The organism is Sulfitobacter noctilucae, from assembly GCF_000622365.1.
Lineage (GTDB): Bacteria > Pseudomonadota > Alphaproteobacteria > Rhodobacterales > Rhodobacteraceae > Sulfitobacter > Sulfitobacter noctilucae.
This window is the reverse complement of sequence record NZ_JASC01000001.1, coordinates 114,290-128,127: the sequence shown is the minus strand read 5'-3', so window position 1 is coordinate 128,127 and position 13,838 is coordinate 114,290. Positions and strand designations below refer to the sequence as shown.

Here is a 13,838-nt window from a genome sequence, read left to right as displayed (position 1 = left end):
TCATAGAGTTTGGGAAACATAGCCATGCCGCGCCGGCGCACCACCACAAAAGGCTTTAAACGCACCGATAGTCTGCTGTCGGGCCAGATCAGGCGTGCGTCCGAGACCCGGGGCTTTGCCCAGTCGCGGCTCCTGACCCAATGGGTTGAAATCGCGGGGGCAGACATCTCCGCTATCGCGCAGCCGGTCGAGATTGGCTACGGGCGCGGCGGTATGGGGGCGACGCTGACCCTTCTGACCACCGGGGCGAACGCCCCCATGTTGGAGATGCAAAAAGAGCAGATCAGGCAAAAAGTAAACGCAGTCTACGGGTATAACGCCATCGCCCGTGTGCGCGTCACCCAGACTGCGGCTACCGGCTTTGCCGACGGCAAAGTTGCCTTCGGCCACAAACCCAAAACCACCCCCATCGCGCCTGACCCGGCCCTGCAGCAGCAGGCGGCACAGGTGGCAAGCCCCGTGGCAGACAGTGGATTGCGCGATGCGCTTGCACGTCTGGGCGAGAACATATTGAACAAGACCAATCGCTGAATGCGAAAACAGTCGAGACAAAGGAAAAATACATGCAACGTAGAAATGTGATCTTGGGCGGCGTCGCTCTGGCTGGATTGGGTGGCTGGGCGCTGACCCGCAATCAGGCGGGTGCACCATCTGACAATCTGACATCCTTGCCAGGGGCTGCCCATGCGCAAACAACACCTGCCGATCTGGATACATCCAGCATCACCGACATGGTGCAGGGCAACCCGGATGCCGCGGTGACAGTGACAGAATATGCGTCATTCACCTGTCCGCATTGCGCGACCTTCCACAATGGGGCCTACAAACAACTGAAAGCCGATTTCATCGACACCGGTAAAATCAAATTCATCTACCGTGAGGTCTATTTTGACCGTCCGGGCCTTTGGGCTTCGATGGTTGCACGCTGTGGTGGACCGGAGCGGTTCTTTGGCATCGCGGATCTGATCTACAAAGGGCAGTCCGAGTGGGTCCGCGCCGGGGAACCTGCGATGATCGTTGAGGAATTGCGCAAGATCGGACGACTGGCCGGGCTGGACAATGACACGCTGAACGCCTGTTTGCAGGACGCCACGATGGCGCAGACATTGGTCGCCTGGTATCAGGAAAACGGGGAGCGGGACGATATTTCATCCACGCCAAGCTTTCTGATTGATGGCAAGAAACAGTCCAATATGCCCTATTCCGAAATGAAAGCGCTGATCGAAACAGCACTCGAAGGCTGATGGCACCGCAGGGGGGGACAGGGCCGCTTGCAGGCCTGAAGGTAATCGAAATGGCGCGTATTCTGGCCGGCCCCTGGGCGGGCCAGACGCTGTCTGATCTGGGCTGCGAGGTCATCAAGGTCGAAAGCCCGGCGGGCGACGATACGCGCCAGTGGGGCCCCCCCTTTGTGACGCGGGACGAGGACGTTTCGGCGTCCTATTTCCACTCTACCAATCGTGGCAAAGCCAGCGTCACCATTGATTTTCGCACCGACGAGGGACAGGCACAGCTGAAAGATCTGCTGAGCGACGCGGATATCGTCATCGAAAACTTCAAGACCGGTGGTTTGGCGAAATACGGTCTGGACTACGACAGCCTCAAGGATCAATTTCCGCAACTGATCTATTGCTCTGTGACCGGGTTCGGGCACACTGGGCCTTATGCCCATCGTGCGGGCTATGACTTTATCATTCAGGGCATGTCTGGCCTGATGTCGGTCACTGGCGAACCCGACCGACAGCCGCAAAAATCGGGCATGGCGATCACGGACATTTTTACCGGTATCTATGCGACCACCGCCATTCTGGCCGCTGTGCATCAGCGCCACCAGACCGGACGGGGGCAGCATATCGACATGGCGCTACTGGATTGCGCGGTGTCGATCATGGGCAATCAGGCGATGAATTACATGACCACGGGCGTCGCTCCCACGCGCATGGGCAACGCGCACCCCAATCTTACGCCCTACGAAGTGTTCGAGACCTCGGATGGGCATATTATCATCGCTACCGGTAATGACGGGCAATTCCAGCGCCTGTGCAAACTGCTGGGACTGGACGACATGGCGACAGCGCCCGACTACCTCAAGAACGCGGATCGTGTGGCCAACCGGCCCGAGATGAACCGCCGTCTGACCGGTGCCACACGTCAGCACAGTCGCGATGATTTGCTGGCGCTCTGTGAGGCGCAGGGCGTACCGGCAGGGCCGATCAACAATCTGGACGATGTAATGGCTGATCCGCAGGTGGTGGCCCGTGGGATGCAGATTGAGTTGGACGGGGTGCCCGGGCTGCGCTCGCCTTTCCGCTTTTCGGACGCGGAACTCTCGCTGCACCGTCCCGCCCCGAAATTGGGCGAGGACAACTGAAGCAGGGGGCGTTTTCTTTGAAAGAAAACGGCCGGAAACTTTGAAAGTTTCCGGTTACGCCGGTTTCGGGAGTTCTTTCAAAGCTGCGAAAAGGGCGTTCTCTGTTGGAAGCCGCAACCGCACGGGCAAGGTAATGACCTTGGTCCTGAAATTTGGCGGAAGCCGCACCGCATCTTTCTCGGTCGTCACCAATTGCGCCGCGCGCAGCATCGCATCCGCTTCCAGCCGGGCCATCAGCGCGGGCGTCAGCGGCTGATGGTCTTCCAGCGCCTCAGCGTGGACCAAAGTTGCCCCCAGCCCTCGCAATGTATCGAAGAACTTCTCGGGGTGGCCGATACCGGCGAAGGCTAGAGCCTGCGTATCAGTCCAGTCCATCCCCGTTTGCAATGGCTCAAGTGCGGCTGTCACATGCGGGATCTGCGCGGGTAGCGGCCTCGCTGCGAAAGCCGCCTGAGCGTCACTGTCACCGATGGACAGCAATAGATCGGCCCGCGCAAGACCCACGGTCACAGGTTCACGCAGCGGCCCGGCGGGCAGGCATAAACCGTTGCCGAACCCCTTTTGCGCATCCACCACGACGACGGCCAGATCATAGGCCAGTGCAGGGTTCTGGAAACCGTCATCCAGCACGATCACACTGGCCCCGGCCTCTTGCGCGGCCCATGCCCCGGCGGCGCGATCCTTTGCCACCCAGACCTCTGCAAAAGCGGCAAGCAATAGCGGCTCGTCGCCGACATCCGTGGCCTTGTGCCGGGCGGGATCGACGCGCAGCGGCCCTTCGACCGTGCCGCCATAGCCACGCGAGACAATATGCGGTTCGTGAAACAACCCGCGCAAGTGTTCGACCACTGCCATCACCGTCGGTGTCTTGCCGGTGCCACCTGCGTTGATGTTGCCTACACAGACCACCGGAACATCCATGCGTTCTGGCACCCCCTGCGCCAGACGCCGGGCCGTCGCCGCCGCGTAAAGCGCACCGAGCGGGCGCAGTGCGTTGGCCCGCCAATCAGGCTGAGGCAGATGCCAGAAGGTCGGTGCGCGCATCATAAGACCCTCTGCCGTTGATCCAGTGCGTTCTGTACCAGTTCAATCACCTGATCGGCCTGAAGCGCCCCTTCCGAGATCACCTCCCAGCCTGCATGGGCCATCGTGGCCGCCTGATCCGGTGCAATCAGCCGTGATACAGCTGTGCCAAGTGCGCCGGTATCATTGACGATCCGTGCCGCGCCGGCACTTGCTAGCCGCGAATAGGACGACATGAAATGGCGTACTTTGGGGCCGTATAGGATGGCGGACCCAAGGGCGGCAGGTTCGAGCGGGTCACAACCGCCGTCCGCCCCGGACAACGTGGTGCCCATAAAACAAACGGGTGCGACGCGGTAGAACAGCCCACGATCGACAGCATCGGCACTGATCATCAATGGGGTGTTGTCGTCGGGGTACTGCCCATCATCCCAGCGTATCGTTGTCAGATCGCGGTCGGCGGCCTGGGCAACTACGTGGTCGGCATCATCAGGGTCTTTCGGCTGCAGGACCAGCAACAGGCGATGTGACAAGCGCAGGGCCTGTTTATGTGCCGCCAGCACAACAGGCACTTCGTCGCGGGTCAACTGAGTGGCGTACCAGGCTGGCCGCCCTTTCATCGCGTCAGACAGATCGGCCAGATCGGTTTCGGCATAGCCAAGCACCTGCCCCCCGGCCAGCAATGGCGGGGTCTGAAAGACCCGTTCATCGGAAAGACCAAGCTGGAGCAAACGCTTTTTCCCAGACGCCGATCGGGCAAAGCTGGCGGCAAAGGGCGCGACCAGGCTGCGCACCTTGTCGGGGCGCCAGCGGTTGCCGGTTTTCTCAAGCCCGCGCGGGTCCGCGTCGATCAAATACATCGGGCAGGCGCGGGCTGCCGTTTCCTGAACCAGCAGGGGCCGCAATCCGCCCCAAACCCAGATACAGGTATCAGGTTGCCAGTGATCCAGAAACCGCTGCACGGCCACAGGATGATCTTCGGGCACGGTAATTTGCAATATTCCCGCCCGTTCCGGCAGGGGCAGGGTGGAGGGGCCTGAGTCATCCGGCACCGTAAAGAGGACATTCAAATCGGGCCGCAAAGCCGCGATCCGCAAGGCCAGATCCTGTACCGCAAGCATATTGCCGGGGTCGCCCACATGAAACCAGATCAGTTCACCCTCGGGGCGCGGCGATAGGGTTGGCGCGGTCTCTTCCTTGGTGCGCCGTGCCAGGGCGCGGTAGGCCGACAGCCCCGGCAAGCGCGTCATGAAGGTTAACCCAGTTCTTCGGTGCTGGACGCCGCCACTTCCTCGTCGCGCAGGCGGTGCAGGTGGGCAATGAAATACCGCATATGTGCATTATCGACAGTGCGCTGGGCTTCGTTCTTCCAAGCGTCATAGGCGCTGGCGTAATCGGGGAACATGCCGACGATGTGAATGTCGTCTACATTCTTGAAGGTGTTCTCGCTTGGGGTGACAAGTTCGCCCCCAAAAACAAGGTGCAGGCGTTGTGTCATGGATATGTCCTTTGTTTGAATACAGACCGGCTTGTCTTGTGGGTACCCAGAAGGCGCATGTCACGCAAGGGCGTCGACCAGGCTGCCGCAGATGCCACCGCCGCCCGCAACCACACCATTCAACCGCGGATCGGCATTGTTGAACGCCAGTGGCGCACCCGTTCGGTCAAGCGCGCATCCCCCCGCTTCGGCAATGATCAGGGCACCGGCGGCGATGTCCCATTCCCAGGAGGGGCGCAGCGTCAGCATCGCCTCAAACCGGCCTTCGGCCACCAAGGCCAGACGGTAGGCAAGCGAGGGCCGGTAGCTGCGTTTGAAAACGGGTGCTGTGCCGGAATGCCAGTGGTCTGCCATCAGCGCGGGTTTGGCCGCCAGCACTGTCGCGTCACCCATCGAGGTCACGCCCGAGGCCCTGATCGGCACACCGTTCAGCGTGGCCCCCTGACCCAAAGCTGCCGCATACATCTTATTGCGCAACGGCAAATAGACGACCGCCGCTGTGACAACACCGCGTTCCGCAACCGCCAAAGAATGCGCCCAAGTGTTGGAGCCTTCGACAAAGCTGCGGGTGCCGTCAATCGGGTCAATGATGAACACCCGTTCGTTGTCCAGCCGCGCCGTGCCGTCTTCGGTCTCTTCAGACAACCACCCATAGTCTGGTCGGGCCAGCCGCAGGGTCGTCTCAAGCATATCATTGACCGCCAGATCAGCGGCTGTCACAGGCCCCGCGCCACCCGGCTTGTCCCACCGCTGCGCGGTTTTCCCGGCAAAGCTGGTGGCAATCCGGCCCGCAATGCGGGCGGCATGGATCAAAAGATGCAGATCATGCGCCGGCAAGGGTCATCCCCGGTACCAAAAGCGATGGCACAACGCGACTCAGGTGCGTGCGCGCATCATTGGCAGGCACAATTTGGCGCAACATGTCGCGCAGATTGCCAGCGATCGTACATTCATTGATGGCATGGGTGATCTCGCCATTCTCGACCCAAAAGCCCGCCGCACCACGCGAATAATCGCCTGTATTCGAGTTGATCGTGCTGCCGATCATCGACGTCACCAACAGCCCGGTGCCCATGTCGCGGATCAGATCATCGCGGCTGTGCGTTCCCTGATCCAGCGAGACATTCCAGTTCGACGGCATCGGAGCCGAAGAGGTGCCACGCGCCGCATTCCCTGTGGGTGCCGCACCCAGTTTGCGGGCATTTGCCAGATCGAGGGTCCAGCCCTGCAGCACCCCGTTTTCAACGATGACGCGACGGTGGGTCGGCAAACCTTCGGCGTCAAACGGGCGGGAGCCACTGGCGCGGGGCCGGTGGGGGTCTTCGATCAGCGACAGATGATCCGGCAACACGGCCTCGCCCAAGGCATCGCGCAAGAAGGACGCGCCGCGTGCCACGGCACTGCCATTCACCGCCGAAAGCAGATGCCCGATGAGGGACGAAGACACACGCTCGTCAAAGAGCACGGGATAGGCCCCTGTTGGCGGCTTGCGCGGGGAAAGCCGCTCGATCGCCCGCATCCCGGCGCACTGCCCGATGTCAGCCGCATCGCGTAGGTCTGCCTGAAAGATGCGTCCGTCACCGTCGTAATCGCGCTCCATTCCGGCACCGGTGCCCGCAATCGCCACGCAAGACAGCCCTTTGTCGGTGCGGGCATAGCCGCCCTCGAACCCGTTGCTCATCGCGGTAAACACTTCTTGCGCGCTGTAGCCTCCGCTCGCGGATTGCACCTGCGTCACGCCTTTGACAGCCAAAGCTGCAGCCTCTGCGCGGGCAGCATCCTCTTGCAACTCCTGCGGCGAGGGCTCGGGCGTGTCATCGTAAAGCTCTAACGCTGCAATGTCCCAATCACACGCCAGCTGGTCGGGATCGGCCAACCCGGCAAAAGCGTCTTCGGGTGCCTCGCGGGCCATCGCCACCGCGCGGGTGGCCATTTCCTCGATGGTGCGTTCAGAGGTGTCCGATGCCGAAACCGTTGCGGCACGCTGGCCGACAAAGACGCGCAAGCCGATGTCTGTGCCTTCAGAGCGTTCAGCCTGTTCCAATGTGCCGCCGCGCACATCGACCGAAAGCGAGGTCGCCCGCACGGCTTTGGCGTCGGCATCATCGGCACCTGCACGGCGTGCCGCCTGCAAAAGGGACTTTGTCAGCGCATCAAGAGGCTGTGACATTGGGTTCGCTCCGTTTGAGAGTTGCAGGTCAGGTAACGCGCTGCCCCCCGCAGGACAAGTGCAGCCCGCAAAAAGGGAGCGCAAGCCACCCTGCGCTCCCCTTGATCAGTCTGCCGATTTAATCAGCGCAGACGCTGTCCGTTGGCCAGAATTTGACCGTCCTGCGTAAACTCGATTTTCGAATTCAGTGTATCGGGTGATGCGCCTGCAACAGCAAAAAGCCCCATCATCATCCGCGCGCCCATCGCCTGATCAGAAGGCAAAAGGCCCATGGCGACCAATTTGTCGATCAGTCCATTCGCACCTGACATGGCCAGATTTACTTCGCCAACAGGGGCGCCAAGGCCGGGCACCATCGAGGGCGCGTTGCCGTCAAAGGTCACAGCGCCGGTGCCTTCAAGTTTTGCGCCAGCCGCAGATACTAGAACAGTATTTAGGTTCAGTGCCTGCAATTCGCCGGGCGCACCCTGCATCTTGGCGGCGGCTTCGGGGTTCATGAAATCAACCAGCAACTTCATCTTGCCGGTCAGATCAAGTGCGATGGTTGCCGGGTCACGCGGCAGTTGGCCCGCAGGGTCAAACACGCTCCAGATCATGTCGGACATGGTGAAATCGCCGAATTTCAAACCAAGAGCGAAATCCTGCGGATCGTCGGATTTCTGCACCGGCATCGAGAGGTTGAAGCCGCTTTCCGCCATGGTGATATCGACCGGAAAGGGAACGCCATTGCCGGTCATGTTCAGCGTCAGATCACGCTGGGCCACCTCATAGGTCAAGCCATCAGCGCCCACTGCTACGCCGAAATCACCTCCGTTCGAGGTGGTGTTCATCAGATAACCGCCGTTGGGGTCTTCGATCGCAATGTTGGATTTCCCACTGGCATAGGAAATCTTGCCAGTCACATCAAAGCCCGCACCGATCATAGCACTCATGTCAGCGCCGGACGCGATATCGGCGGGCAGGCTGCCGCTGCCTTCGACCGTTATTCCGGTCATCTCACCATTGATCGTCGCCGTCTCCTCTCGCGTCATGGGGTCACTGCCCAAGATGCGGTAGCTGACGGTATCAACGCTGCCGGTCTGGTCATACCCGCGCATGTCACCGATGGTCATCGTTGTGCTGGAATCGAGGTTGCCAAGGGTGATTTGAATATTCGCCATTTCATGGCCGGGATTTGCGCCACCGGTTGTCGTCTGCAACAGATCCACCGTCACATCAGCCGCAGTATAATCATAGGTGATATTCTCGGGCGTACCGCTTGCCGTCATTTCGTGACCCGTCTGCGCGTAGGTCATGGCCATCGAGAAAGCTTCGCCCTGCGCGGTGGTGTCCATGCCTGTCACGGTGATGGGCATGGTATCGGGCAAGACAATTGCCACGGTGCCATCGCTGTTCTGTTCGAACGTGACAGTGCCCAAAGCCACCTGAACCGTGCCGCCGACGTCCGCCATGCTCACCCCAAGATTGATCCCTTCAACGGTCAGCAGATCATCGTCGCCCGATGGGGTGCCCTGCACGGTGTAGCCCATGCTTTGCATATAGGCCTGCCAGTCGCCCCAGACCTGTTGTGGTGTCAGATCAGCAAGAGCGGCCTGCGCCATAAAGGAAAGAGGGAGGGCAAGTCCGATGGTAAGGGGATTGAAGCGCGACATGAAATTTCCTTTTTGGCAATTTGGCTGCACCGTCTGACAATGCGTACAATCCGTCAAGGCGGAGTGTGGGGTGGACCACAGGTTGGCTGCACATTACCACAGGGGCAAGCTAGAATGCAAAACCCTGCGGGGCGTGACCTAAGGAGAGCGGCGATGGATATGACAAACAAGACTGTGATGATCACAGGCGCAAGTCGGGGCATTGGTGCCGAGTCCGCCCGGACTTTTGCCGCGGCGGGCGCGAATGTCGTTCTGCTGGCCCGTTCGCAAGAGGCGATAGCCGAGCTTGCCGGCGAAATCGGTCAGAAGGCCATTGCGATCCCCTGCAACGTTGCCCGCTTTGGCGAGATGTTTGCGGCGGTGGAAACCACGCTCAAAGCCTTTGGCGGGCTGGATGTGCTGATCAACAATGCCGGCGTCATTGAGCCGATATCCCATCTGGCAGATGCCGATCCCGATGAATGGGGGCAGGTCATCGACATCAATCTCAAGGGCGTGTTCAACGGCATGCGTGCAGCACTGCCTGTGATGAAAGAGGCAGGCGGCGGTTCGATCCTCACGATCTCATCCGGTGCCGCACACAGCCCCATCGAGGCCTGGAGCCATTACTGCGCATCCAAAGCGGCTGTGAACATGCTGAACCGCTGTGTGCACGAAGAGGAGGCAGAGCACGGCATCCGTGCTATCGGCCTGTCCCCCGGCACAGTGGCTACCGAAATGCAGCGCGAGATCAAGGCGTCGGGCATCAACCCGGTCAGTCAACTGGCATGGGAAGACCACATTCCCGCCGATTGGCCTGCGAAATGCCTCCTATGGATGTGCGGAGCGGACGCGGATCGTTTCAAAGGCAATGAGATTTCCTTGCGCGACGAGGATATCCGCCGCGCCGTGGGCCTGACATGATCGACGTTTCCAAGACAGCGGACATCTGGACCGTCACAATCAATCGTCCTGACAAGGCGAATTCGCTGACCCATGCCATGCTCACCGAGCTGGCGCAGATCATGGAAGATGCCCAAAACGCCCGCGCCGTGATTTTAACGGGCACCGGCAAAGTCTTCAGCGCAGGTGCCGATCTGGACGAAGCCCGCGCAGGCCTTGCCAAATCCGAGATTTGGGAGCGGCTGTCGGGTGCCATCGCCGCCTTGCCGGGGCTGAGCATCGCGGCGTTGAACGGCACGCTTGCCGGGGGCGCGATGGGCATGGCGCTGGCCTGCGATTTGCGGATTGCGGTGCCATCGGCCCGGTTCTTTTACCCGGTGATGAAACTGGGCTTTCTGCCCCAACCTTCGGACCCCGCACGCATGTCAGCTCTGATTGGGCCTGCACGGACCAAGCTTATTCTGATGGGAGGCCAGAAGATTGATGCGGATGAGGCGCTACGTTTTGGCTTGATTGACCGCATCATCGAAGGCGATGCCCTGCTGGATCATGCCGCGGAATTATCGGCACTGACCGTCGCTGCGGACCCCAAGATCGCGCAGGACATCAAGCAAATGTGTACCGCTTCCAGCTGAGGTTTAGATTAGCGGCACAAAAGGCACATCGCAGGCCGCAAGTGTCAAAAGGGCGGTAAGTGTCAGGAAAACGCGCATTTTCTGCCTCATCTTGTTTTGCGCCACCGTCTGCGCGGGGCGACGTGGTGTCAAGTCATCGCTTGCGCTTGCCCCCCGGCACCTTTGAACGGAATCCCGACGGGCGTTTGGCGACCCAGGCGACGAATTTTGCCAGCCGGGGATGAGCGCGCAACGCCTCAGGCGTGTTGTAGTCGCGCGCCAGTTCACCTTCGGTCAATGTCGCGTGGATCTCGCGGTGGCAGATGTGATGCATCAAGACCGTTGGCCCGCCCTTGCCGCCTTTCAGCTTCGGGATCAAATGATGCTGGCTTTGCGGGACGTCTGGTGGAATGGGGCGCGCGCACAGAGGGCAAAGAGGGTCGGACATCAGTAAAACCTTGAACCTGAGGGGGCATGCAGGCAAGAGGATGACGCACGACAACCCGAAAACAAGGCAGACACATGGAGTTTGATCTCTCCTCCCAACCCGAAATCGTTCAGCAGGCCTATGCCTACGCAGAAATGGGATGGGATCTGGCGATGAGCTGGCTGCTCAGCCCTGCCGCTTGGTCGCAGTTCGCTTTACTGGTGTTGGCCTGGCTGTTGGCGGGTTTGATCGCACGACGCTTGCGGCCAGCCTTGGCCGGGCTGATTGACCCGGGCGACAAGGAGAACATGTTCTCGACCCCGCGCCGGTTCGTGCTGCCGTTCCTCGCGCTGATCTCGCCCCTATTGGCATATGCGCTGACCGGAATCGGGGAAAGCATTGTACGGTCGATGTTTGATTCCGGCGCGGTTATTGCCTTTGGCAAACGCCTGTTCCTGTTCATCGCCGCCCGCGTTCTGGTGCGTGACATCATCAGCGATCCGTTCCTCAAGCTGCTGGGCAAATACATCCTGATCCCTATCGCGGCGCTCTATACGCTGGGCTTGCTGGATGCCGCCAGCGTGGCGCTGTCCGAAACCATCGTGGGTGTCGGCAACATCCGCTTTTCGGTGATGACGCTGGTGCGTGGATTGATTGCGGGCTCGCTGCTGTTCTGGCTGGGGCAGTGGTCCAACACCCAGACCTCTGCCTTGATCGCCAAGAACGAAGAGATGCGCCCGTCGTTGCGCCAACTGCTGATCAAGACGGCGGAGTTCACCATCTTCGCCATCGCTTTCCTGCTGTTAATGAACATCATCGGCGTCGACCTGACCGCATTGGCGGTCTTAGGTGGTGCGATTGGTGTCGGCCTTGGCTTTGGCCTGCAAAAGATCGCGTCGAACTTTATCTCCGGTGTGATCCTGCTGGTCGAAGGGCAGGCGACCGTGGGCGATTACGTCGAACTGGACGGCGGCGAGCAGGGCAAAATCGTCAAGATGACCGCCCGTGCTGCAATTCTTGAAACCTTTGACGGCCGCTGGATCGTGATCCCGAACGAGGATTTCATCACCACGCGTGTGGTCAATTACTCCGATAGCGGATCGGCGAACCGGTACGAAGCACCGTTTTCTGTCAGCTACGACACTGACATCAACACCGTACCGGCCATCATTGAAGCGGCGGTTGCCACGCATCCCGATGTGCTTGACCTGCCCTATCCGCCCGATTGCGAGTTGCGCGGGTTTGGGGACAACGGAATTGATTTCGCCGTGGAATTTTGGGTCAACGGGCTGGATGACGGGCCAAATAAATACACCTCAGATGTGCTGTTCCTGATCTGGAATGCGCTGCGCGATGCCAATATCGAAATCCCCTATCCGCAGCGTGTGGTCGAGATTAAGGGCGGTTTGCCGCAAGCCGGGACATGAGCCATGCAGTTGTCATCGGGGCCGGCCCCGCAGGGTTGATGGCTGCCGAAACGCTTGCCCAAGCGGGGGTGCGCGTCACGATTTGCGAGGGAAAACCCTCTGTCGGGCGCAAGTTTCTGATGGCGGGCAAGTCAGGGTTGAACCTGACCAAGGACGAACCCGCCGTGCCGTTCAAAGAAGCCTTTGCCAAGGCACGCAGCCCGCTGACGCCAATGCTGGATGCCTTTGACGCTGAAGCGGTGCAGGACTGGGCGCGTGGTTTGGGGCAGGAGGTCTTTACCGGCTCGACCGGTCGTGTGTTTCCCAATGTCATGAAAGCCTCGCCGCTTTTGCGGGCATGGATGGGACGGCTGGGCGATCTGGGGGTTATGGTAAACACGCGTTGGTATTGGCAAGGATGGACCGACGATAAACTACGCTTTGAGACACCGGATGGTCCCCGGACCCTTGCCGCTGATGCCACCGTTCTGGCCCTTGGCGGGGCAAGCTGGTCGCGACTGGGTGCGACGGGAGACTGGGCGTCCATCCTTGCAGACAAAGGCATCAAACTCGCCCCCTTTGCCGGATCGAACGCAGGCGTTCAGGTGGCATGGTCGGACCATATGACCAAACACTTCGGGGCGGCGCTTAAGGGGGTGGGTTGGTCGTCAGGGCCCTATGTTTCGCGCGGCGAGGCGACATTGTCCGCCCGCGGATTGGAAGGCGGCGGCGTCTATTCCGTGTCGCGCGGCGTGCGTGAAGGGCATGACCTGATGCTTGATCTGCTGCCCGATATGACGGTGCCGCAGATCACGACCAAGCTGCAAGCGCCCCGTGGCAAAGCCAGCTTTGCGAACCATCTGCGCAAGACCCTGCGGCTGACGCCTGTGCAAATTGCGCTGCTACAGGAAATGGCACGGCCCTTGCCTGAAGGGCTGCGGGCGACAGCGCGGCTGATCAAAGCCGTACCAATCAACAACACAGGGCTGCGCCCGATGGATGAGGCGATTTCAACGGCGGGTGGGATCCCTTTTGCCGCGTTGAACGAAAGCCTGATGCTGCGGGATGTGCCAGGAGTGTTCGCCGCTGGCGAAATGTTGGACTGGGAAGCCCCGACGGGCGGTTATCTGATCTCGGCCTGCCTTGCGACAGGCCGATGGGCGGGACAACAAGCCGCCAATTGGATTAAACCCTAACCAGCGACTTTGGCTTGCGCGGCTTTGAAGGCATCCCGCTCGCGCATCGTCTTGGCCCAGGCACCAAGCTTGTCGTTGATGCGGGGAAAGCCTGCTCCGATCGACCAGTTGATGCAATGCACCGCCAGAATGTCCGCATGGGTCATCTGGTCACCCAAGAGATACGGGCCTTCCAGACGTTCTGTCAGTAAATCCGCGGCGCGTATGAATTCGGCCTTCAGACTGTCCTTGATCTCTGGCACACGCTTGTCTTCGGGAAAAACAAAGCTGTGTTTGGCCGCCGCCCAAAGGATCGCGTCGAATTCGTCGATCAGCCAGAAGGTCACAGCATCCTGTTTCGCGCGCGCGATGGTGCCAGCGGGCGCGGTCAGTTTGCCATGTTTGTCGGCCAAATAGGTCATGATCGCCACAGAATCAGTCAGAACCTCGTCGCCATCCAGAAGCGCGGGGATCTTGCCCGAAGGATTGTATTTCTTGGCCTCGTCCGAGCGCGGGCCAGCGTCGATCTGGATATAATCCTCGCCCATTTCCTCGAGCATCCACATGACCCGAAAGGCGCGTGATTTGGTCGATCCAATAACGGTATACATTGTTCTTTC

Annotated in this window: 15 protein-coding genes; 7 read left to right on the top strand and 8 right to left on the bottom strand. The window is 60.2% G+C overall.

The features are described from left to right. The first annotated feature begins 24 nt into the window (after positions 1-24). From Z945_RS0100640 to Z945_RS0100630, 3 genes are read left to right on the top strand one after another with little or no spacing between them, the layout of a single operon-like run. Positions 25-531 carry a DUF721 domain-containing protein gene (locus Z945_RS0100640; protein ID WP_025050197.1) on the top strand — a complete coding sequence of 169 codons (507 nt, stop codon included), beginning with the start codon at positions 25-27 and terminating at the stop codon, positions 529-531. 32 nt (positions 532-563) lie between these two features. Further along, positions 564-1,244 (top strand): DsbA family protein, encoded by a 681-nt coding sequence (locus Z945_RS0100635; protein WP_025050196.1) that lies wholly within the window; start codon positions 564-566, stop codon positions 1,242-1,244. Beyond that, a complete protein-coding gene (locus Z945_RS0100630; RefSeq protein ID WP_025050195.1) occupies positions 1,244-2,371 on the top strand; it encodes a CaiB/BaiF CoA transferase family protein in 1,128 nt (375 codons plus the stop codon). The genes Z945_RS0100635 and Z945_RS0100630 overlap by 1 nt, the downstream gene beginning before the upstream one ends. Positions 2,372-2,425: 54 nt before the next feature. Here Z945_RS0100630 and lpxK read toward each other — a convergent pair whose 3' ends face one another. The 6 genes from lpxK to Z945_RS0100600 form a co-directional block, all read right to left on the bottom strand. After that, complete coding sequence (lpxK, locus tag Z945_RS0100625; protein ID WP_025050194.1) at positions 2,426-3,415, bottom strand: tetraacyldisaccharide 4'-kinase; 990 nt, start codon at positions 3,413-3,415, stop codon at positions 2,426-2,428. Further along, positions 3,415-4,644, bottom strand: a complete 1,230-nt coding sequence (locus Z945_RS0100620) for a 3-deoxy-D-manno-octulosonic acid transferase (RefSeq protein WP_025050193.1) — start codon at positions 4,642-4,644, stop codon at positions 3,415-3,417. Before Z945_RS0100620 ends, lpxK begins: the two co-directional genes overlap by 1 nt. A 5-nt stretch (positions 4,645-4,649) precedes the next feature. After that, positions 4,650-4,892 carry a DUF4170 domain-containing protein gene (locus Z945_RS0100615; protein WP_025050192.1) on the bottom strand — a complete coding sequence of 81 codons (243 nt, stop codon included), beginning with the start codon at positions 4,890-4,892 and terminating at the stop codon, positions 4,650-4,652. A gap of 60 nt (positions 4,893-4,952) precedes the next feature. After that, positions 4,953-5,729: a 3'(2'),5'-bisphosphate nucleotidase CysQ gene (locus tag Z945_RS0100610; protein WP_025050191.1), complete on the bottom strand. Its 777-nt coding sequence runs from the start codon at positions 5,727-5,729 to the stop codon at positions 4,953-4,955. Next, positions 5,716-7,062 carry a TldD/PmbA family protein gene (locus Z945_RS0100605; protein WP_025050190.1) on the bottom strand — a complete coding sequence of 449 codons (1,347 nt, stop codon included), beginning with the start codon at positions 7,060-7,062 and terminating at the stop codon, positions 5,716-5,718. Before Z945_RS0100605 ends, Z945_RS0100610 begins: the two co-directional genes overlap by 14 nt. 122 nt (positions 7,063-7,184) lie before the next feature. After that, the gene (locus Z945_RS0100600) at positions 7,185-8,714 is read right to left on the bottom strand and encodes a DUF2125 domain-containing protein (RefSeq protein WP_025050189.1); all 1,530 of its coding nucleotides are present in this window, start codon (positions 8,712-8,714) and stop codon (positions 7,185-7,187) included. Positions 8,715-8,867: 153 nt separating this feature from the next. On the opposite strand from Z945_RS0100600, the gene Z945_RS0100595 reads away from it, so the two are divergent. Next, a complete protein-coding gene (locus tag Z945_RS0100595; RefSeq protein ID WP_025050188.1) occupies positions 8,868-9,617 on the top strand; it encodes an SDR family oxidoreductase in 750 nt (249 codons plus the stop codon). Further along, the gene (locus Z945_RS0100590) at positions 9,614-10,231 is read left to right on the top strand and encodes an enoyl-CoA hydratase/isomerase family protein (protein WP_025050187.1); all 618 of its coding nucleotides are present in this window, start codon (positions 9,614-9,616) and stop codon (positions 10,229-10,231) included. The genes Z945_RS0100595 and Z945_RS0100590 overlap by 4 nt, the downstream gene beginning before the upstream one ends. Positions 10,232-10,364: 133 nt before the next feature. Here Z945_RS0100590 and Z945_RS0100585 read toward each other — a convergent pair whose 3' ends face one another. Continuing rightward, positions 10,365-10,658, bottom strand: coding sequence for a hypothetical protein (locus tag Z945_RS0100585; protein WP_025050186.1), 294 nt, complete (start codon positions 10,656-10,658; stop codon positions 10,365-10,367). Positions 10,659-10,732: 74 nt separating this feature from the next. Here Z945_RS0100585 and Z945_RS0100580 point away from each other — a divergent pair, with 74 nt between their 5' ends. Together Z945_RS0100580 and Z945_RS0100575 are read left to right on the top strand one after the other, a co-directional pair. Further along, positions 10,733-12,064, top strand: coding sequence for a mechanosensitive ion channel family protein (locus Z945_RS0100580; RefSeq protein WP_025050185.1), 1,332 nt, complete (start codon positions 10,733-10,735; stop codon positions 12,062-12,064). Further along, complete coding sequence (locus Z945_RS0100575; RefSeq protein ID WP_025050184.1) at positions 12,061-13,239, top strand: TIGR03862 family flavoprotein; 1,179 nt, start codon at positions 12,061-12,063, stop codon at positions 13,237-13,239. The genes Z945_RS0100580 and Z945_RS0100575 overlap by 4 nt, the downstream gene beginning before the upstream one ends. Here the strand turns inward: Z945_RS0100575 and Z945_RS0100570 are convergent. Next, the gene (locus tag Z945_RS0100570; RefSeq protein WP_025050183.1) at positions 13,236-13,829 is read right to left on the bottom strand and encodes a glutathione S-transferase family protein; all 594 of its coding nucleotides are present in this window, start codon (positions 13,827-13,829) and stop codon (positions 13,236-13,238) included. The genes Z945_RS0100575 and Z945_RS0100570 overlap by 4 nt on opposite strands. Positions 13,830-13,838 lie beyond the last annotated feature (9 nt).